Below are 20,350 nucleotides of genomic sequence, written 5' to 3' on the forward strand. Positions count from 1 at the left end.
GGGTACGGCATCGCTTCCCCCGTGAGCGAACAATGACGGCCGGTTTCCGGCGACCGCGAAACGCCGTCGAGCCGCTGTGAACGGATCGTCCACAGCGGCCCACCGGCGACGGTCGGGTCCTACTCCGCGGCGGGTTCCGCACCCACCTTCTCGTACTTGTGGATGTCGTTGATGACATCGAGACGTTGCTCGGGGGTCCAGTCGAGCTGGGTCTTCGGGGTTTCGGCGCCCTCGAAGGCCCGCTCGTAGGACAGCAGGTCCCAGCCGTATTCGTTCGGCAGGTAGTCGTTGCGGATGAACCGGGTCCGGATGTCGTCGGGGAAGGACTGAACCTGACCATTGAGGATGACGGTCTCCACCTTGCCCGGCTGGTACAGCACCCGGATGTCGGCCACCGGGTCACCGTTGACGACGATGATGTCGGCCAGTCTGCCCTCGGCGAGCACACCCAGGTCATCGGGCAGGCCCATCGCGTTCGCACCGTGCTTGGTGCCGGCCTGGATCGCCTCCAGTGACGTCATACCGGTGTAGAGCATCAGCAACTCCAGTTCGCGAGCGTGCCACTGCCCGTACGGGACGAGCGAGAACCCGCTGTCGGTGCCCATCGCGAACTTCACCCCGGCCGCATACGCCCGGTGCAGGCTGTCCATCGTCGCGTCGTTCATCCGCTTCGTGGCCTCTGAGATGGACGGGCGCACCCGCAGCGTCTCGGCGAACTCGACCACGTGATGCATCAACAACTGCGTCGGCGCCAGGGGGATCTGGCTTTTGGCCAGCTTCTCGATGGTGGCGTCCGACATGTGGTTGCCGTGCATGATGTGGTCGAACCCGGCTTCGACCGCGGCGTTCATCTCGCCGTCGCCGCGCGCGTGGATGGTGATCTGCAGACCCAACTGATGGGCGAGATCGGCACACATCTTCAGCTCGTCGTTGGTGAACGCCTGGTAGTCACCGAAGGGGCTGTCGGCCAACTTGATCAGGTCGACTCCGGCCTTCTTCTGGCGACGGATCTCGTCGATCATCTCGGCCGGCGTGTTGGTCAGCCTGCCGGTGCTTGATTCCGGAACCCCGGTGGCATCCGGGAACCAGTCGGTCAGCCCGTTGCTGGTGGTGAGATACCGACCGGCGGAGGTCATCCGCGGGCCGTGCACGATGCCGCGCTTGATCCCCTCCCGTAACCCGACGCCGATGTAATAAGAGCCGCCCGGCTGCGAGATGCTCGTGACGCCGGCCGCAAGCACCTTCTCGACGTTGGCCGCGGCGATCAAGGTGCGCACCTCGGGCGGGGTGTACATCGAGATCTCTTCCTCGGTGCGGGCCAGCCCGTAGGTCATGTGGCAGTGGATGTCGATCAGTCCGGGCATCACCGTCTTGCCTCGGGCATCGATCACCTCCAGCCGCGCGCCCCGCGGGATGTCGGTCTCCCGATCGACTACGCCCATCTTGACGATCCGCGCATTGTGCACGAGCACAGCACAATTGGGGATCGGCGGGTTGGCGTCGCCGTCGATGACGGTGCCGTTCTCGATCAACAGCCAGCTGTCGGTCATTTCAGTCCTCCCACACCGTGTTTGCGGATCAATTCGACGAACAGGTCCGGGTTCTCGAAGTACGGGGCGTGACCGCAGCCCGGCATCAGCTCCAGTGACGCGCCGGGCAGGTTCTGCTGGGCTTCCATACCCATCGACGGCGGGGTCCATTTGTCGTCGGCACCCCACACCAGCAGCACCGGAAGCTCCGGCAACCGCTCGACCAGTTCCGCGTCCTGCCGGAAGTCGTTGCAGTCCTTGTCCAACCACTCCGAGACCTTCAGCAGCGCCTGCTTGGCCCCTGTGGAGGAGTTGATCATCGACTCCTCGCGCACCCACGCCTCGGTCACCATCTCCGGGTCCGAGACCAGGAACGTCAACTTACGGCGCACTCCCTCAACGCTGCCGTCGGAGAGGACCTCCGGCGGGGTGTGGAACTCCTGCGGGAAGTCGCTGATGCCGACCGAACCGATCAGCACCAGTCCGGCGACGAGATCGGGCCGCTGCACCGCGATGGCAGCCGCGACGTGCCCACCGAGGGAGGTGCCGAGGAACGTGACCTTCGACAGGCCCAGCGAGTCCAGCACGCCGGCGATCACATCGGCGAAACCCTGTCCGGTGTAATCGATGTCCTCACGCTTCTCGGCGAGACCGTGCCCGGGAAAATCGATGGCCAGCACCCGGAAACCTTCTGCCACCAGACCCGGCATCACAGGCACGAACCTGTCGGCACGCGAGCCGGCGCCGTGCAGGCACACCAGAACGCTGTCGCCGGAACCTGATTCGACGACGCGGGTGGTGACGCCCGCCCCGGTGACGGGGTAGGCGATCACCGTCTCGCGACCGTGGTTGAACGGGTAGCTGCGGTACTCGACGGTCACGATGCCGCCGGCCTGACCGCGAGGGCCTCGATCTCGACGCGCGCCGCTTCCTCGACCAGACCGGAGATGATCATGATCGTGTTCGGCGGGTACACGCCCGACGGGTAGATCTCGGCGAACTTGTCGAGACGGCCCTTCATGAACTCCGGGATCATCTCGCGACCCACCAGCAGGGTGCGGAACCCGACGACGTGCTCGAAGCCCAGGCCGGCTGCGGCCAGAGCGATACCGATGTTGTCGTACGTGGCCTTCACCTGCTCTGCGCCGTCGGAGGTGGGGAACTCACCGTCGGCGTTCGCGCCCATCTGGCCGGCCACCACGACGATCTCACCGGGACCCCCGAACCCCAAGGTGGAGTAGTTGCCGAACTTGGGAAGAGGGGCGTCCTGATAGGTGATCACTGATTATCTCTTTTCTTTGCTGTGCTTTTCGATGTGTCAGACGGTGTAGCGGACCGCGCCGGTACCGCAGATCCAGGCCGGGGTGGGTTGGTAGGTGAGCACCTCGCACGGCCCACCGCCCATGGCTCCGGCGACGGCCATCCAGTTCAGGATCTCGTGACCGCCGTGCCCGCCGCCCTTCTCGACGTCGTCGTAGGTCCAGGCGAACAGCGCCTCCATGTCGCCGGCGGACAGCAGGTCCAGGAAACGCCGGTCCCATTCGGGGTTCACGCAGGCGTCGCCCATCTCCCGGGCCATCCTGATCTCGTACGGGCCGATGTCGGTCCACAGGCCGGGGTCGCGCTCGAGGTAGCCGCGTCCTTCGTTCTGGAACGTCTTCATCCTGGCCAGGAACTCGTCGGATTCCCGACTCGGTTCCCAGATCGGCGGCCAGTGCGACAGACCGCCGGTGCCCCAGAACATGATTCGCTTGTCGCTGTCCTCGACGGCGGACCGCACCGCCTCGCCCACCTGGTAGGCGCGCTTCATGCTGATCAGCGGCGGGGTGAACACGTTGATGTACACCGGGATGATCGGGATGTCGCCTTCGGGCCGTAGCAGCTGCATCGGCACCATGAGGTTGTTGCCGAACTCGGCGGTGCCCATCCGCGCGGCATCGATGCCGGATGCCACCAACGTGCGCAGGATGTGTTCGGCGAGAGCCTTCTCACCTCCGAAGGCGCGCACCCCCTCGAACTTGAGCAGTTCGAGCAGGTGCTCGCCGGGACCGGTGTGCTGTTCTGCCACACCGACACTGACCGAGGGCATCAAGCTGCGGAAGTGATTCTCGAAATGGTCGTCCAGGAACGCGACGATCACATCGGCCTTGGCCTCCGCGACGGTGCGCTTGAGCTCGTCGTAGGCGGCGAAGACTGCTCGGTGTTCCTCGGCGGTGACGTCGTCGGGCCAACCGAGGATCCCCGGTGCGTGCGAGGCGGAGATCCCTCCGACTACGGGCATGTCAGCAGTCCGTCCTGACCTTGTTGGAAATGGTTCCGACACCGGCGATCTCGACCTCGACGACATCGCCGTCGCGAAGGAACTCCGGCGGATTGCGCTTGAAGCCCACACCGGCCGCGGTGCCGCTGACGATGATGTCGCCGGGCAGAAGCGGTGTCACCTGTGAGATTTCGGCGATCAATCGCGGGATGTCGAAGATCAGGTCCCGGGTGAAGGCGTTCTGCTTCACCACGCCGTTGACCCGACAGGTCACTTCGATGTCCGGCTTGATGCCGACGGTGTCGCGGTCGACGATGCCGGGGCCGATCGGGGTGGAGGCCGGCGCGTTCTTGCCGAGTGTCCACTGCACGTGCCGAACCTGACGGTCGCGCACCGACACATCGTTGACGACGGTGTAGCCGGCCACCACGTCCCAGGAGTCCTCCTCGGACACGTTGCGGGCCGGAGCACCGATGACCACGCCGAGTTCGGCCTCCCAATCGAATTCGACCGACAGCGAACTCGGCAGGTCGAGTCGGTCGAAGGGGCCGGCGATCGTGGACAGGTCCTTCATGAAGACCACCGGCGCCTTCGGCACGGTCGCCAGGAAGACGTCCATGGATTCCTGCTGATGGTCGAGGTAGTTGATCCCGATGCAGAAGATTCGGCTCGACGGGGTCACCGGGGGCAGTAGGACCACGTCGGCGAGCGGTACCCGTCCGGTCCGCGCCCCGGTGATGCGCTCAGCCTGCCCGGCCGTCAGCAGCACCAGTGCGTCGCGCAGTGACCAGTCCACGCCGACGATCTCGTCCCCCTCGAGGTATCCGCACCGCGTGGCACCCTGGTGGACGAATTGAACTAACTGCAACGGACTTCTCCTTCGGTGTTGGTTTCGGCGGCGGCCAGAAGGGCCTCTTCGGTTCCGCCGAGGAAGATGTGCGAGAAACTGGGGTCGGCCCGCAGTTCGGCCGCCGACCCCGACCGGCGAACGCGCCCGGTGGCAAGCACATAGGCCCAATCGGCGGATGCCATGGCGAGATTGGCGCGCTGTTCCACCAGCAGCACGGCAATGCCGCTGGCTTTGAGTTCGGCGAGTTGCTCGTCGAGCAGCCGGGAGGCCATCTCCTCGGTCAGACCCGCGGTCGGCTCGTCGAGCAGCAGCACCGTGGGTTCGAGCATCAGCACCCGCGCCATCGCCAGCATCTTGCGCTCCCCTCCGGAGAGCACACCGGCGTGCCGCTTCAGCATGGATTTCAGCCGTGGGAACAGTTCGAGCACGCGTTCCTTGTTGGCCGCGACCTTGGCCCGCGACAGCGTGTATCCACCGATGACGATGTTCTCCTCCACCGTCAGCGGCTTGAAGACGTCGTCGATCTGCGGGACGTAACCCACACCGCTGGCGGCCCGTTGGGCCGTCGACATGCCGGTGATGTCGCCCCGCCCGGCGAGCTCGACGGTGCCACTCATCGGCTTGACCAGTCCCGCCAACCCCTTGAGCAGCGTGCTCTTTCCGCACCCGTTGGGGCCGACCACACACGCGGTGTTGCCGGCGACCAGCTCAAGGCTGACGTTGTGCACGATCGGTACACCGTGGTAACCGACGGTGAGATCGCGGACGCCGAGTACGGCTGTGGCGGAATCAGTTCGGGTGTCATCCGGCGACATAAGCGTCCACCACTTCCTGTTCGCGGCGTGCCGCCGCCATGGATCCTTCGAACAGCACCCGGCCGCGGGCCATCACCACGACGGCATCGGTCAGGCGTTCCACCGCGTCGAGCTCGTGGGCGACCATCAGGATGCTGATGCCCCGGCCTCGCAGCTGCATCAGGAATTCCGAGATGCGCTCGATGATGCTGGCGTGCACACCGGCGAACGGCTCGTCGAGCAGCAGCATCTCGGGGTCGGTGGTGACCGCCCGCAGCAGTTCGAGGATCCGTCGCTGACCTCCGGAGAGGTCACCCATGTAGTCGTTCTCCTTGGCGTCGAGTCCGAACTCGGCGAGCAGCGCCCGAGCCCGTGCCACCGCGTCCCGCTGCGCGGGCAGCCAGCTGCGCCTGGGCCGGGTGAACACCTGCAGGAAGCCGGTGCCGCCCACCGACCGGTCCGCGAGCACCAGGTTCTCCAGCACGGTCAGGCGTCCGAAGTCGGCCGGCATCTGGAAGGTCCGCATGATGCCGCGGCGGGATCGCTTGTACGGCAGGAGCTTTGCGATGTCCTGGCCGCGATGCAGCACGCTGCCGGCCTCCACCGGCGCGGTGCCGGCCAACGCGTGCAGCAAGGTGGACTTGCCCGCCCCGTTGGGTCCGACCACCGCGGTGATCTTGCCGCGGGGCACGTGCAGTGACACGTTCTCCAGGACCCGGTTCTTGCCGTAGGCGACCGTGAGCCCTTCGATGGTCAGGATGTGTTCGTCGGTCATCGCGTGACCTCCTGTTTGGCTTCGGACCGCTGCCAGAACGGCACCGGATTCCCATCGACACCGAACGTGCGCTTGCGCTCAGGGAATACGCCCTGCGGACGCCACCACAGGAACGCGATGATCACCACGCCCACCACCACGTACTGCAGGGCGTCGACCGTGCCCGGTGCGCCGAACTGAGGCAGGTAACGCGTCGCCTCGGTCAGGCCCACCGGCAGCAGCAGCGCGCCGAGCAGTACGCCGAATCGGTTCCCTGCGCCGCCGACGATCACCGCGCCCATCAGGATCAGGGTCTCCTGGTAGGACCAGTCCGACGGTGCGTACGTGCCGATGAACGAGGCCAGGACGGCACCGGACAGGGCACCGAGACCGTTGCCGACCGCGAACGCCGCCAACCGTACCGGGGTCACGTTGATGCCGAGGGCGTCGGCGGCCTCCGGGTTCTCCCGCACGGCACGCAGCACCCGCCACAGCGGCGCCCGGGAGACCCGCAGCACCACCCAGGCCGCAAGGGCGGTGAGCAGTACCGCGAATCCGGCGTAGAGCCAGGAATATTCGTCGGACCGCAGACCCAACTCCTGCTTGAGCGGAGCCGGGATGAGGTACAACCCGTGCCCGCCGCCGAGCAACCCCGGCATCGCCACCACGAGCGCGCCGGCGATCAGCGCCACCGAGAGCATCGCGACGGCCTGATAGTCAGAACGTAACCGCCGCAACGCGACCAGACCGATCGGCAGCGATATCAACATGCCGGCCAGCACCGCGCCGACGAACGGCAACGGGAACGGCAGTGACGCACCCCAGAAGTACTCCTGCACGACGGTGCCGCCCTCTGCCTCCGGTGTCCCGAGCGACAGCAGCGCCACGGTGTAGCCGCCCACCGCCACCGACACGATGTAGCTCAGGTTGAGCAGACCGGTGTCCGAGTACTGCAGCTCCAGGCCCCAGCAGCCGATGACCGCGACCGCGGCGTAGACCACGAGCGTGACGATGTAGAACGAGACATCTGTGTTCACGCGCGATCCGTTCCCGTGCTCGTCCCTCGCACGTCCACTCCTCGCCGAATCGTCATACCTGTAAAGCCCTCCCTGCCGAGAACTCCGCGCGGATGCCCTGCGGACGCGCCATCAGCACGCCGATCAGGACCACCAGCGCGATGGCGATCTTGAAGCTGGGATCCAGCCACACCGCCGTCAGTTCCGTCGCCAGGCCGAGCACGAGCGCACCGAGCATCGCGCCGTACGCGTCGCCGATACCGCCGAGCACCGCGGCTGCGATCACCAGCACGATGAACGTGCGTCCCGAGGTGGCCGAGAACGACGAGCTGATGACGAACAGCGCCACCCCGGCCAGACCGCAGAGCGCACCGGAGATCGCCCATGCGGTGGCCACGACCCGTTGGGTGGCGATACCGCAGGACTGCGCGAGGCCGCCGTCCACCGAGGCCGCCCGCATCGCCAGACCCAGCCGGGATCGCTTGAGCAGCAGGTGCATTCCGACCATGGCCGTCAGGGCCAGCGCGATCACGATCAACTGCAGATCCGTGACGGCGGCGCTGGCGATCGTGAACAGCACCGTCGGGGTGACCTCGTACCGGAACGACATCGGACCCACCAGCGCCAGCAGCGTGTTGGCCAGCACCAGGCTGACCGCCAGGCTGATCACCAGCATCTGGAACACCGACACGCCGCGCCGCGCGAACGGTTGATACACGAAGCGGTTGAGCAGCAGCGAGACCACCACGCCTGCCGCGACGCCGACCAGCGCCGCCCCGGCCATGGGAAGCCCGGCGTGGCTCGCCCCCAGCGCGCCGAACCCCGAGACCACCATCGTCTCGCTGAACGCGAGGTTGAAGACGTTGGAGACGCTGTACTGCAGGGTGAAACCGACCGCGGCCAGCGCGAGCACCGCGGCGATCACCACCCCGAACACCGTCGCAGAGACGAAGAGATTCACGAGATCAGCGCTGTCCGCTCGCGAGGGCCTCGAGTTCTTCGGCGGGAAGCTGGCTCACCAGCCGCAGCTGCTTGGCGGACGGATCCCAGTCGTAGAACGCGAAGGCACCGATGACGTTGTGGAACTCGTTGAGCCGGTACTCGCCGTTGGCGCCGACGTACTGGATGTCCTCGCCCTTGCCGAGCGCCTCGACGCCCTCGGCGTAATCGGTGACGACCGTCTTGCCTTCACCGGCGGCCAGGATGTCGGGGATGGCCGAGTTGTAGTCCTCGGGCTTCACCGAGTCGGTCTTCGTCGCGGCCAGACCCGACAGGATCACCCCGTCATAGGCGGCGCGGGAGTACGCACTGTCCTTGAAGGACGGGACATCGATACCGTCCTGGCCCTCCAGCGACTGCAGCGTCTCCAAGAAGGTCTCGGTGCCGGCGCCGCCTTCCTGCGCATACCGCACGACGACCTGCAGCGACTTGGCCAGGGCCTCGTCTCCGCCGTACGCGCTCAGCGCGGCACTCTGCCAGTCTCCGGTCGTGGCAAGGGTATTCGTGACGACCGGGATGTCGCCGCCGCCGGCCTGGTTCAGCTCGGTCAGGAACGTGCCGGCGGTGACCGCGTCGGCTTCGAACATGATCGCGGCCGGGCGGTTCTGCATGATCCGCGCCACCTCGGTGCGATAGGACGGTTGCTCGGGCTGGATCGTCATAGCCTCGGTGACGCCGACGCCCAGTCCCTTCAGGGCCTCCTGCAGGGGCGGGATGTTGGCCTGCGCGGACGCGCCACCGACGAACACCAATGCGACCTTGTCGAAGTTCTGCCGCTGCGAATGCAGTGCCATCGCCTGCGCCCCAACCGAATCCGAGGTGATCAAGCGGTAGTAGTGGTCGAGTTCGGTCCGGTCGAAGCGGCCGTCACCGGCCGGGGAGAACATCACCTGACCGGCCTCCTCCAGCACCGGGGCGGCCGCGGCGGCCTCGGCGGTGCTGGGGCCCAGCACGGTGAACAGATTCGAGGTGGTGCTCAGCATCTGCCGCGCTGCGGGCACCGAGTCGCTGGCAGTTCCTTTCGTGTCGAACGCCTCGCACTCGATGTCGCGCCCGAGCACCCCGCCGGCCTCGTTGATCTCCGCGGCCGCGGGAAGGCAACCGTTGACCGCCTCGGCGCCTTCCACCGCCGTGGGACCGCTGAACGCCATCAGCATGCCCACCACCAGCGGATCGCCGGAACCGGCACCGCCGCCACTTCCGCCGCCCGAGCATGCGGGCACCGCGAGCAGAGCGGCCACGGCCGCTGCACTGGACCAGACCTTCGTCGAATTCTTCATGTAACTCCCACCGTGAGTCGGCAACCAATCTTCAACCATTCCTCGCCCAATCAGGCTAGGGAAGTTGGGCTGTGCCGTGAACACAATCACGCAAATTGGTCGATCGCCAGCGGTGTTATCTGTTGACTTAGTAACGCACGTGGGACTGGCTGCGGGTGCTCGACGACGCCCACTCCAGCGCCACGTCAACGCACGCGCGAGCCAGCGCTTCTTGTTGCCACGCGACGCTGCTGCGGGCGCGCAGCCCGCTCCACGGCGTCTCCTCAGCCGGCTTCGGCGCCGCTGCGTCCACCCACACCGAACCGCCGACCCGCTGCTGCAGAGCCGCACGGGCTTCGACGGGCAGGGCGGCGGCGACTCGGGACACCCCGGCGCATCGCACCAACGACACCGCCGCGTCCAGCCCCGACGCCCGGACATCACAGCCGCGCGTCGATCCGGTGTGCGGATCGGCGATCCACCACAGACCCGGCCTCCCGGGCTGATCGAATCGATGCAGTTCAACAGCGTTCAACTGGGCGCACCCGGAGGTCGCCCCGATGAGCCGCCGCAGCAATATGTCCAGCGGTTCGACGCCCAGCCGCGACCTCGCCCTGGTGATCGCCCCCGTGGTCGGTCGCTGCCGGGACAGGCCGCGTCCGGTGACCGCCGGAAGGGCCGTCCACAGCAGATCGGTGACCTCGTCGTATCCGGCGGGCGGGCACATCGCCGAGCCGAGCACGTGGTAGGCGGTGACCCAGGGCGGCAGTGTGCGGATCCGCTCGGCCACCACGCCCGCATCCTGCAGTGCCTCGTCGACCACGACGGGCGGAACCGCGCTCACGAGCGCGCACAGCGCCAGTCGGTCACGCATCGAAGACACCGTCGGCACCGCCTTAAATCAATTTCAACTGACTGTCGCCCTCCCAGAGTTTACGCACGCGTTACTGACACCAATCGGGCCACATTGGTCGAGTTATGTCGCGTGTGCCGCTAGGACCGCCCAATACGGCGGTATTGGTTACAGTGGATGCACTTCGAAAGGCCGAAAAGGGGAACCGATGAGCGACGGATCGACACCGGTCATCGATCGAGACATCCGACGCCTCATCGACGAGTGGGTCGCCGCGGCCGAACCCCCGCGAGACGGCCGGTTACCCGCCGAGCGACACATCGCCGACCGACTCGGGTGCACCCGCGCCCAGGTGCGCCGCGTGATGGCACAACTCGAACGGGAGGGCCGGGTGGTTCGTGAGGTCGGGCGCGGCACCTTCTTGGTTCACAACGGCGGCGGGCCTTCCCCTTCGGGCGTAGGAGGGTCGTTCGCCCCGGCGGCGATCATGACCGCCTCCCTGCTGTTCGAACCCGAGGTGGTCTCGCTCGCGGCACTGGCCGCAACCGAGGAGGATTTCACCGAACTGCGTCGTTGCCTCGAACGCGGACAGGCGGCGACCGACTACGAGTCGTTCGAGCAGTGGGACGTCACACTGCATCACGCGTTCGCGGTGGCCACGCACAATCCGCAGATCGTGGCCATGGTGGATGTGCTCAACTCCACCCGCAACAACCCGGTATGGGGTCGGCTCAAGCGTGACGGGTACACACCCGAGAACCGGGCCACCATCGAACGCGAACACCAGGAGATCGTCGAGGCCCTGGTCCAGCGTGATCGCCGCCGGGCGGCTACCGCGATGACCGACCATCTGCGCTTCGTGCGCTCGGTGGTGTCCGGGCAATGACGAACGCGGGCACGCAGATCACGTCGGTCGCTGAGTTCCTGGACGACCAGATCCGCAACGGCGCACTGAAACCCGGGGACCGCGTGCCGACCGAGCGCGCCCTGGCCGAACTGCTGGAATGCAGTCGGCACGACGTGCGACGGCAACTCGACGTGCTGGAGAACCGGGGGCGGATCACCCGCGAAGTGGGTCGCGGTACCTTCCTGACCCACGACGGCGCGGCCTCCCCCGCCTCGGTGGCGGCACCGGTGCGGATCAGCCCGCTGGACCTCATCGACGCCCGCGCCGCATGGGAGCCCAATCTGATGACGTTGGTCGCCGTCGCCGCCACCGACGAGGACTTCGCCGAGATCCGACGGTGCCTGGAGGAGGGCGAGAACGCGGGCGGCCCTGAGGAGTTCGCGGAGTGGGACATCGCCTTCCACCGCGCCCTGGCGATGGCCACCCACAACTCCGTGGTGGCCGCGCTCAACGACATGGTCGAATCAGGCAGGCGCCGACTCGCCGGAAGCGCTCTGGACAACCAGCCGTACACGGCGAAGAACTACGCGGTATGCCAGCGCCAGCACCGCGAGATCGCCGAGGCGATATTCGACCGTGATGCCGCGAGAAGCCGAGAGGCGATGCGTCACCATCTACAGACGGTTCGGGGACAGCTGCTCACCGGTCTGCCTTGACCGGGCTCGGCCGGTCGGCCACGTGCGCGCGGGCGTGCGCGACGGCGTCGTCGAGTGAGTCGATCAGATGGCTCCGGTGACGCAGGGAGTCGAGTACACCGACGTTGGCGACGACGTTGAAGTGCTCGGGCCGAACACCTTTGATGATCACCGTGATGCCCCGGGTCTCGAGTTCAGCGGTGATCTCGGCGAGGGTGCGCGCGCCGGTGGCGTCGAGCATGCCGAGCTGGGACATCCGGATGATGACGACGGAGATGCCGTCGGCCAACACCTCGGCGATCGCATTCGACATGCGCTCGGCGGCGCCGAAGAACATCGCGCCGTCCATCCGCAGCACCGCGATGTGCTCGTCGCCCTCGTGACGCGGGCCCGGCAGGTCCTCGCGGGCTACGTCGCTGCGCTGCGCCAGGTTCCGCAATGCGAAGAACGCCGCCGCCACGATGCCGATCACCACCGCCTCGATCAGATCGAAGCTCACCGTGATGACCGCTGTCACCACGAACGTCACGGCGTCGGAACGCCCCGACCGCAGGATCGACCGCACGGTCGCGGCGGAGATCATCCGCAACGACGTCACCATCAGCACACCGGCCAACGCGGCCAACGGGATCTGTGACACCGGCCCGCTCAGCAGATACACCACGCCGAGCAGGACGACGGCGTGCACGATCGCTGCGAGGCGGGTGCGCGCACCCGACCGCACGTTGACGGCGGTGCGCGCGATCGCGCCGGTGGCCGGCATCCCCCCGAACAGCCCCGACGCCACCGACGCCAGACCTTGCCCCAACAGTTCGCGGTCGGGGTGGTACGGCCCGGTTGCCGACATCGTCGCCGCGACGCGCGCCGACAACAGCGATTCGATGGCCGCCAGTGCCGCGACGGTGACGGCCGCACCCAGCAGTGTCCGAACCGCGTCGACGTCGAACACCGGCAGCACGGGTGCCGGCAGGCTCGCGGGCAGCGCGCCGATGGCGGTCACCGGCAGGTGGAGCGCGACGACGCCGACCGTCGCGCCGAGCACCGCGATGAGCGATGCGGGCGCGCCGCGGTGCAGCCTCGGCAGCAGCACCATCACGACAGCGACGAAACCGACGACGGTCAGCGTGCGCGCGGCCGCGGCCCAGTCGGTGTGGGTCAGCACGTGCAGCGCGGCCGGGATCGTGCGCTGGCCCGCGGGTGCGGACACCCCGAGAGCGGCGGGCAGTTGCTGCGCGAAGATGATCGCCGCGATGCCGAGCGTGAAGCCCTCGATCACCGGCCACGGGATGAACGTCACGACGCGGCCCAACCCCGCCACTCCCGCGCCCGCCACGAGCAGCCCGGCGACCACCGTCACCAATGCGACGCTGCCCACGCCGTACGACGCGACGATCGGGGCCAGCACCACCGCCATCGCCCCGGTCGGCCCCGACACCTGCACGTGCGAGCCGCCGAACACCGCGGCGACCACTCCGGCCACGACGGCGGTGATCAGACCGGCCGCCGCCCCGACCCCGGAACTGATGCCGAACGCCAGCGCGAGCGGCAGCGCCACCACGCCGACGGTGACGCCGGCCGCCACGTCGCGCCGCCACGACCGGGGCAGGTCCGCGTAGTCGGCGCGACGGGGCAGCAACTGCGCCGGCCTCATGACCGCAGCGGCGGCAGCGCCGCGAGCGTGTCGAGTTGAGCGCGTTGCGAGTCGAGGGTGTCCGCCAGGAAGGTGCGGGCGATCACCAGGAGTTCCCGGATCTTGGGGTGCGCGAGTTGGTAGAACACCGCATTCCCGCTGCGGTGCCCGGTCACCACGTGGTGGCGGCGAAGCACCGCGAGGTGCTGAGACAGCACGGTGGGCTCGACGTCGATCTGGGCGAGCATCTCGCTGACCGGGGTCGGTTCGTCGGTCCCGCTGAGGACCTCGAGCACACGGATCCGCGCGGGATGCGCCAACGCCTTGAACAGGTTCGCCTTGATCTCGTACAGCGGCTGTTCCGGGGAATCGAGGAAGCGGTTGGGCACGGACGGCGCCTTTGCTGGTGAAATGAGTAATTGATGGATTGCGTAATATTGCAAACCACTGTACATCATGAAGCGCCCCCGACCGGCGCGTGCTCGACACACCGAACCGTGGCCGCAGGGCCGGTAGTCTGCGGCCATGCCGTTGGCAACCGGTGAGGTCTTCGCGGGCTACACGATCGTGCGGTTGGTCGGCACCGGCGGCATGGGCGAGGTGTACCTGGCGCAGCACCCGCGGCTGCCGCGTCAGGATGCGCTCAAGGTGCTGCCCGCCTCCTTCTCCGCTGACGACGAGTACCGCAACCGCTTCAGCCGCGAAGCCGATCTGGCCGCCGCCCTGTGGCATCCGCACATCGTCGGTGTCCACGACCGCGGCGAGTACGACGGCCGGCTGTGGATCTCGATGGACTTCGTCGACGGCCACGACGCGGCCCGGCTGCTCGCCGACCGCTACCCCAACGGGATGCCCGCCGCCGACGTCATCGAGATCGTGACCGCCGTCGCCGACGCCCTCGACTACGCCCACCAGCGCCAGCTGCTGCACCGTGACGTCAAACCCGCCAACATCCTGCTCACCGGGCCGGACCGGGCGCGCCGCCGAGTTCTGCTCGCGGACTTCGGCATCGCCCGCCACGCCGAGGACAACACCGGGCTCACCTCGAGCAACATCGCGGTCGGGTCGATGAGCTACAGCGCACCCGAACAGCTGATGGGCCATCCCATCGACGGCCGGGCCGACCAGTACTCGCTCGCGGCGACGGCCTACCGCCTGTTCACCGGCAGTCCGCCGTTCCCGCACAGCAATCCGGCGGTGATCATCAGCCATCACCTCAACACCCCGGCTCCGCGGTTGGGCGACACCCGTCCGGAACTCCAGCTGTTCGACGCGGCGATGGGACGCGCTCTGGCCAAGGATCCCGCGGCGCGCTTCCCCACCTGCCACGACTTCGCGGTCGCGCTGGCCCAGGCGACCACCGCCTCACCCCACGCGCCCGCCGCACCGCAGGCGCCGCAGCCGGGACCGCCGCCCGGGGTGTCGTATCCGGGACCGCCGATCTCCGCACCGCAGGCGCCACAGCAGCAGACCGGCGCACAGGGTCCGCCGGTGCTGGTGTCGCCGTGGATGCCGAGCGGGACACCGCATCCCGGCGCGTCCTACGGTCCGGCGCCCGGTGCGCCGCCGAAGCGGCGCCGCACCGGTCTCGTCGTCGCAGGCGCGGTGGTCGTCGTCGCGCTGTTGATCGCCGCGGTGGTCGCGGCGGTGACGTTGCTCGGCTCCGACGACGACGGCGACCCGGAGCCGGCCCCGACGGGCACCTCGACGAGCGCACCCCGGGCCGACGAGGGCACCTACACGGCGTGGCGGGCGGCCGCCGGATCATGATCACACCCTGAGCGCGTGGAAGACAGTTGCGCCGAACCGTTTGCGGGACCAAGCTGACAGTTGTCGACTTCATCAAGGGCTGAAGGACGACAGTCACCGAAGGGGGTCCATGACGAGCGCGATGCGCGAATGGTGGCGCCAGCCCGACCACTACTACTGGCTCACCGCTTTCCTCGCGGCACGAGGCGCGCAGCAGACCATCTGCCGTGTGGTCGCGGGTTCGCTCGTGGGCTTCGCGCTCGTCCTGCTCGTGTCGCTGGGCAGTCCGTCCGGTCCGGCGGGCACGTTCGGCCGCATCGGCGCAGTCGTCATCTCGGTGGCACTGATCGGGATGGCGATCGGCTGGTGGCGGGAGGGTTGGCCGTCCCAGCGCCAGTCGGCCGGGTTCGTCATCACGGCCGCGCTGGTGATCAGCGTCGCGTGTCTGATCAAGGGCGATCCGTTCAACGGCATGTTCGGTGCGGCGACGTTCGCGGTGCTGGCCGGCTACATCGCGTTCTTCCACACGCCGAAGATGATGGCGTTCAACTTCGTCGTCGCGCTGGCGACCGCATCGGTGCTCGCGGTGCGGGTCGCGCTCGACGGCGATCCCGCGCTGGCGATCTCGACGCTGATCTTCCTCGTCATCATCTACGTCGCGACCCCGTCGGTGTGCCACGCGCTGGTACACCTGCTGGGGATCGACGTGCTCAACGCCGACATCGACCCGCTGACCGGTCTGTACAACCGCGAGGCGTTCGACCGGGCCGCGGCCGCCTACATCAGTTCCCGCAACCGCGACGACGACCGCTTCTTCGTGCTCGTCGTCGTGGACCTGGACAACTTCGCGCTGCTGACCCAGGCCAAGGGAAAGCAGGCCGGTGAGCGCGCCCGCGTCGCAGCCGCGCAGACACTCCGGGAGACCACCCGGCAGAACGCGGTGATCGCGCACCTGCCGGAGACCGAGTTCCTCATCGCCGACAGCTTTCCGACCACCGACAGCTCAGCGCTGGTGGAGCGGGTGCGTGGCGCGATCCGCACCACCCCGCCGCGGACGTCGGCCAGCATCGGCGTGGTCAGCACCCCCATGCAGGGGCTGGTCGAGCGTCCGCCCGAGCAGGTGCTCGAGGAGTTGCTCGAGATCGCCCGCTCGGCCGTGGTGGTGGCCCGCCGCGCCGGCGGCAACCAGGCCCATCACGTGAACTGCCCGCCGCTGCGGGCGCTCAAGGACGACGAACCGCCGCTGTGACGCTGAAGCCCGCCGAGACTGCGGGGAGATCGCGTTCGCGGCGCGAAACGCGATCTGACAGCAGTCTCGGCGAGATCGTCAGTGCGCGAAGTGCCGCGCGCCGGTCAGGTACAGCGTGATGCCGGCCTTGGCGGCGGCCTCGGTGACGACGTCGTCGCGCATGGAGCCACCGGGGTGCACGATCGCCTTGACCCCCGCCTCGGTGAGGGTCTCGAGGCCGTCGGGGAACGGGAAGAACGCGTCGGAGGCCGCAACGGCACCGCGCACCCGGTCACCGGCCCGAGACACCGCGAGCCGAGCCGCGTCGACCCGGTTGACCTGACCCATCCCGACACCCACGGTCGCACCGTCGGCGACGACGACGATCGCGTTGGACTTGACCGCACGGCACGTCCGCCACGCGAACGCGAGGTCGGCCAGCGTGGCCGGATCGGCTGCGTCGCCGGTGGCCAGTGTCCAGTTGGCGGGGTCGTCGCCGGTGGCGTCGAGCGCATCGCGCTGCTGCACCAGCACACCGCCGCTGATCTGGCGCATCTCGGTGCCGGTGACGGGCGGTTCGGCCGCGACCAGGATGCGGATGTTCTTCTTGCGGGACAGGATCTCCACCGCGCCGTCCTCGTAGGCCGGGGCGATGATCACCTCGGTGAAGATGTCGGCGACAGTCTCGGCCATCTCGACGCTCACGGCGGTGTTCGTGGCGATCACCCCGCCGAACGCCGAGAGCGGATCGCATTCGTGGGCCTTGCGGTGCGCGTCGGCGACCGAGACCTTCGAGATCGCGATGCCGCACGGGTTGGCGTGTTTGATGATCGCCACGCAGATGTCGGAGTGGTCGAACGCCGCACGCCACGCCGCATCGGCGTCGGTGTAGTTGTTGTACGACATCTCCTTGCCGTGCAGCTGTTCGGCCTGCGCCAGCCCCGGCCACGCGGTCTCGTCGCGGTAGAGCGCGGCCTGCTGGTGCGGGTTCTCGCCATAGCGCAACACCGCGGCGCGCCGCCAGGTGCCGCCGACCCACGCGGGCAGCGCCTGCGCCGGCTCCTCCGGGGCGAGCGTGGCGCCCATCCACGTCGCGACCGCCACGTCGTATTCGGCGGTGTGCCGGAAGGCCAACGACGCCAGGATCTTCCGCTCGGCCAGCGTGAAACCGCCGGCGCGGACGGCGGCGAGCACCCCGTCGTAGCCGTTCGGTTCGACGACGACCGCGACACTCGGGTGGTTCTTGGCGGCCGCGCGCACCATCGACGGGCCGCCGATGTCGATCTGCTCGACGCATTCGTCCTCGGTGGCGCCCGAGGCGACGGTCTCGCTGAACGGGTAGAGGTTCACCACCACCAGGTCGAACGCCTCGACGCCGAGTTCCTGAAGCGCGGCCACGTGTTCCGGTTTGCGCAGATCCGCCAGGAGTCCGGCGTGCACGTGCGGGTGCAGGGTCTTGACGCGTCCGTCGAGCACCTCGGGGAAGCCGGTCACCTGCTCCACCGGAGTGACCGGGACGCCGGCACCGGCGATGGTCTTGGCGGTCGACCCGGTCGACACGATCGCGACGCCGGCGTCGTGCAGGCCGCGCGCCAGGTCGGCCAGTCCGGTCTTGTCGTACACGCTGATCAGCGCACGCCGAATCGGCTTGCGTCCGTCGCTCATCCTATGGTCGCCTTTCGTCCGGTCCAGGTCACGCCGCGCTGCGCCATCGCGGCCAGGACATCCACCAGCAGTCGCCGTTCGACCACCTTGATGCGTTCGTGCAGGCTCGCCTCGTCGTCATCGTCGCGCACCGACACCGCCTCCTGCGCCAGGATCGGGCCGGTGTCCATCCCGGCGTCGACCAGGTGCACGGTGCAGCCGGTCACCCGCACCCCGTAGGCCAGCGTGTCGGGCACCGCGTGCGCACCGGGGAAGGCGGGCAGCAGCGCCGGGTGGGTGTTGACGACGCGGCCGGGGAAGCGGCCGAGGAACTCGGGCCCGAGGATCTTCATGAATCCGGCGGACACCACGAGATCGGGTTCGTGTTCGGCGGTCGCCGCGGTGATCGCGGCGTCCCACGCGGCGCGGTCTGGATGGTCGCCCAGCCGGACGGTGTAGGTGGGCACCGATGCGTCGGCGGCGATGTCGAGGGCCGCGCACGGCCGGTCGGTCCCGACGGCCACGACGCGCGCCGGATAGTCGCCGACCGCGGCCTCGAGCAGCGAGGCCAGCAGGGATCCGGTGCCCGATGCGAGTACGACCAGCCGCGCAGGTGCGCTCGGAGGCACACGTAGCGGTTGCTGCACGCGCAGCAGCCTAGTCGGCGGAGCGGTGCGGCTCGCCGTCGGTGGGCGTCTCGTCGACGATGAAGTGGTCTTCCGGATCGACGTCGGGGTCTTCGGGTGCGGGTGGCGGCGGTTCCGGTTCCGGATCGCGGATCGGTCCGGTGTCTTCGGTCGGTTCGATGTCCAGCTCGGGCTCGGGCTCGGGGTCGGCCTCGGGTTCGGGGTCCGGCTCGAACGCCGGTTCCGGCGCGGCCTCGGGTTCCGGTTCCGCGGCGCGCACCCGACGGGGCTGACGGACGATGCCGCCGGTCATCGCGACCGTGAGCCCGCCGATCACGGTGAACCACAGGAACACCCCGGGGCCGAAGGTGGTCTGGTCGACGCCGACCTCACCGAAGTTGCCGAGCCGCCCGCCGCCGGCCTCGCCGAGCAGCGCCATGGTCAGCGCCGCGACCGCCGACGCGACGACGAGTTTGGCCGCGGCGATGTGGATCGGCGCGGGCCGGCGCGCGACCTGCTGACCGACTGCGACCGCGGACGCCGCGGCGATGATCAGCAGCGCCACCCACACCGGCCCCAGCGGCGGCGTCGGCACCGCGGCCAGGATCGGCAGCGCGGGCACGTCGCCGCCGAGGACGGTGAACGAACTGAACGTCGCGAGTCCGATGTGGGCGCTCGACCCGACCGCGACCGCGGCCGCCCCGACGACGACGTTCGGCAGATACAGCAGTGACAGCACCGTCAGGCTGAGCTGGCCGAACACCGAGTCGGTGATCGCGAACAGGTCGTGCATCGTCGACCAGTGCACGACCAGCGACGCCGTCGTGACCACACCGCACAGCCCGGCCAGCGCGAGCAGTCCGGCCGCCGCGGCGCGGAACGCCTCGGGCAGCCAGGCGGGCAGTCGGGCGGTCAGCGGGGTGCCGCGTCCGAGCCGCGACGCCACGCCGATGAGCGCGCCGATCGCGTGCACGGCCAGCACACTGCCGAACGCGCGCAGCGCCGACGGGGTCTGCAGTTCGGTCAGCACGGAGGCGGCGTCGTGGATGACCGCCAGCGCGATCGCGGCGATGAGCAGCGGACCGCCCAGTGCGGAGGCGACCACCCAGCGGGTGACGAACCAGGAACCGTACGGCGACGTCGCCGCCGCCGTCGTGCGGGCGGTCCCCCACACCATCATCAGCACGGGCAGCAGCGGCATCGCCCCGAGTTCGCGGCCCCCGATGGACACCGGTACCTGGTGCACGCCCAGCCACATGCTCGCGATGGCGCCGAACGCGCCCGTCATATCGCTGTTGGCGATGAGCAGCTGCAGCAGCGTCACCGCCGCGATGACGACGAGCGCCACGACGGACGGCCCGAACGCGACCCGCACCAGATCGCGGGCCTGGCGGGTGCCTGGCCGGTTGTCCACTAACTGCGCCCCTCGCACAGGCTGGCGTGCGCGTTGGTCACGCACGCGCGGTCAGGTCACGAGGGGTTCGTGGGACCGGACTGCTGTGTCGGCGGCTGACCTTGTCCCTGGCCCTGACCCTGACCCGAACCGCGCTCCTGCTGCTGCGGCTGCTGGGGCTGACCGTAGGTCGGGAAACCGGTGGGAGGGGTGGGCGGGCCGCT

General features: G+C 68.6%; 20 protein-coding genes. 4 read left to right on the forward strand and 16 right to left on the reverse strand.

The features are described from left to right. Positions 1-119: 119 nt before the first annotated feature. The 11 genes from AU194_RS24410 to AU194_RS24460 form a co-directional block, all read right to left on the reverse strand. Entirely contained in the window at positions 120-1,550 is a 1,431-nt protein-coding gene (locus AU194_RS24410) for an amidohydrolase family protein (protein WP_059091852.1), read from the reverse strand. Beyond that, positions 1,547-2,410 carry an alpha/beta fold hydrolase gene (locus AU194_RS24415; protein ID WP_059091853.1) on the reverse strand — a complete coding sequence of 288 codons (864 nt, stop codon included), beginning with the start codon at positions 2,408-2,410 and terminating at the stop codon, positions 1,547-1,549. The genes AU194_RS24410 and AU194_RS24415 overlap by 4 nt, the downstream gene beginning before the upstream one ends. Beyond that, positions 2,407-2,811 (reverse strand): RidA family protein, encoded by a 405-nt coding sequence (locus AU194_RS24420; protein WP_059091854.1) that lies wholly within the window; start codon positions 2,809-2,811, stop codon positions 2,407-2,409. Before AU194_RS24420 ends, AU194_RS24415 begins: the two co-directional genes overlap by 4 nt. Before the next feature lie 36 nt (positions 2,812-2,847). Next, positions 2,848-3,810 carry an extradiol dioxygenase gene (locus AU194_RS24425; RefSeq protein ID WP_059091855.1) on the reverse strand — a complete coding sequence of 321 codons (963 nt, stop codon included), beginning with the start codon at positions 3,808-3,810 and terminating at the stop codon, positions 2,848-2,850. A gap of 1 nt (position 3,811) precedes the next feature. Continuing rightward, positions 3,812-4,657: a fumarylacetoacetate hydrolase family protein gene (locus AU194_RS24430; RefSeq protein WP_197417730.1), complete on the reverse strand. Its 846-nt coding sequence runs from the start codon at positions 4,655-4,657 to the stop codon at positions 3,812-3,814. Continuing rightward, positions 4,648-5,454, reverse strand: a complete 807-nt coding sequence (locus AU194_RS24435) for an ABC transporter ATP-binding protein (RefSeq protein ID WP_059091857.1) — start codon at positions 5,452-5,454, stop codon at positions 4,648-4,650. Before AU194_RS24435 ends, AU194_RS24430 begins: the two co-directional genes overlap by 10 nt. Beyond that, positions 5,441-6,208 carry an ABC transporter ATP-binding protein gene (locus tag AU194_RS24440; RefSeq protein WP_059091858.1) on the reverse strand — a complete coding sequence of 256 codons (768 nt, stop codon included), beginning with the start codon at positions 6,206-6,208 and terminating at the stop codon, positions 5,441-5,443. The genes AU194_RS24435 and AU194_RS24440 overlap by 14 nt, the downstream gene beginning before the upstream one ends. Then, complete coding sequence (locus AU194_RS24445) at positions 6,205-7,224, reverse strand: branched-chain amino acid ABC transporter permease (RefSeq protein ID WP_059091859.1); 1,020 nt, start codon at positions 7,222-7,224, stop codon at positions 6,205-6,207. Before AU194_RS24445 ends, AU194_RS24440 begins: the two co-directional genes overlap by 4 nt. A gap of 52 nt (positions 7,225-7,276) precedes the next feature. Next, positions 7,277-8,164 (reverse strand): branched-chain amino acid ABC transporter permease, encoded by an 888-nt coding sequence (locus AU194_RS24450; protein WP_059091860.1) that lies wholly within the window; start codon positions 8,162-8,164, stop codon positions 7,277-7,279. A gap of 4 nt (positions 8,165-8,168) precedes the next feature. Further along, a complete protein-coding gene (locus AU194_RS24455) occupies positions 8,169-9,482 on the reverse strand; it encodes an ABC transporter substrate-binding protein (RefSeq protein WP_059091861.1) in 1,314 nt (437 codons plus the stop codon). Between the two features lie 127 nt (positions 9,483-9,609). Continuing rightward, entirely contained in the window at positions 9,610-10,335 is a 726-nt protein-coding gene (locus AU194_RS24460) for a transposase domain-containing protein (RefSeq protein ID WP_059091862.1), read from the reverse strand. A 187-nt stretch (positions 10,336-10,522) separates the two neighbouring features. Between AU194_RS24460 and AU194_RS24465 the strand changes: the two genes are divergently transcribed. Next, positions 10,523-11,200 carry a FadR/GntR family transcriptional regulator gene (locus AU194_RS24465; protein ID WP_059091863.1) on the forward strand — a complete coding sequence of 226 codons (678 nt, stop codon included), beginning with the start codon at positions 10,523-10,525 and terminating at the stop codon, positions 11,198-11,200. Beyond that, the gene (locus AU194_RS24470) at positions 11,197-11,877 is read left to right on the forward strand and encodes a FadR/GntR family transcriptional regulator (protein ID WP_059091864.1); all 681 of its coding nucleotides are present in this window, start codon (positions 11,197-11,199) and stop codon (positions 11,875-11,877) included. The genes AU194_RS24465 and AU194_RS24470 overlap by 4 nt, the downstream gene beginning before the upstream one ends. Here AU194_RS24470 and AU194_RS24475 read toward each other — a convergent pair. Next, positions 11,861-13,507, reverse strand: coding sequence for a SulP family inorganic anion transporter (locus AU194_RS24475; RefSeq protein ID WP_059091865.1), 1,647 nt, complete (start codon positions 13,505-13,507; stop codon positions 11,861-11,863). The two genes, AU194_RS24470 and AU194_RS24475, sit on opposite strands and share 17 nt — an antisense overlap. Beyond that, positions 13,504-13,875 carry a metalloregulator ArsR/SmtB family transcription factor gene (locus tag AU194_RS24480; protein ID WP_059091866.1) on the reverse strand — a complete coding sequence of 124 codons (372 nt, stop codon included), beginning with the start codon at positions 13,873-13,875 and terminating at the stop codon, positions 13,504-13,506. Before AU194_RS24480 ends, AU194_RS24475 begins: the two co-directional genes overlap by 4 nt. 136 nt (positions 13,876-14,011) lie before the next feature. Here AU194_RS24480 and AU194_RS24485 point away from each other — a divergent pair, with 136 nt between their 5' ends. Both AU194_RS24485 and AU194_RS24490 read left to right on the forward strand, forming a co-directional pair. Next, positions 14,012-15,256, forward strand: a complete 1,245-nt coding sequence (locus AU194_RS24485) for a serine/threonine-protein kinase (RefSeq protein WP_369804211.1) — start codon at positions 14,012-14,014, stop codon at positions 15,254-15,256. A gap of 109 nt (positions 15,257-15,365) precedes the next feature. Continuing rightward, complete coding sequence (locus tag AU194_RS24490; protein ID WP_059091871.1) at positions 15,366-16,484, forward strand: GGDEF domain-containing protein; 1,119 nt, start codon at positions 15,366-15,368, stop codon at positions 16,482-16,484. Positions 16,485-16,562: 78 nt separating this feature from the next. Here AU194_RS24490 and purH read toward each other — a convergent pair whose 3' ends face one another. From purH to AU194_RS24505, 3 genes are read right to left on the reverse strand one after another with little or no spacing between them, the layout of a single operon-like run. Next, positions 16,563-18,128 carry a bifunctional phosphoribosylaminoimidazolecarboxamide formyltransferase/IMP cyclohydrolase gene (purH, locus tag AU194_RS24495; protein ID WP_059091867.1) on the reverse strand — a complete coding sequence of 522 codons (1,566 nt, stop codon included), beginning with the start codon at positions 18,126-18,128 and terminating at the stop codon, positions 16,563-16,565. Beyond that, positions 18,125-18,754 carry a phosphoribosylglycinamide formyltransferase gene (gene purN / locus AU194_RS24500; RefSeq protein WP_059091868.1) on the reverse strand — a complete coding sequence of 210 codons (630 nt, stop codon included), beginning with the start codon at positions 18,752-18,754 and terminating at the stop codon, positions 18,125-18,127. Before purN ends, purH begins: the two co-directional genes overlap by 4 nt. A gap of 10 nt (positions 18,755-18,764) precedes the next feature. After that, positions 18,765-20,147 (reverse strand): DUF6350 family protein, encoded by a 1,383-nt coding sequence (locus AU194_RS24505; protein WP_059091869.1) that lies wholly within the window; start codon positions 20,145-20,147, stop codon positions 18,765-18,767. Positions 20,148-20,350: the final 203 nt, after the last annotated feature.

Origin of the sequence: Mycobacterium sp. GA-2829, assembly GCF_001499965.1 — a bacterium.
Lineage (GTDB): Bacteria > Actinomycetota > Actinomycetes > Mycobacteriales > Mycobacteriaceae > Mycobacterium.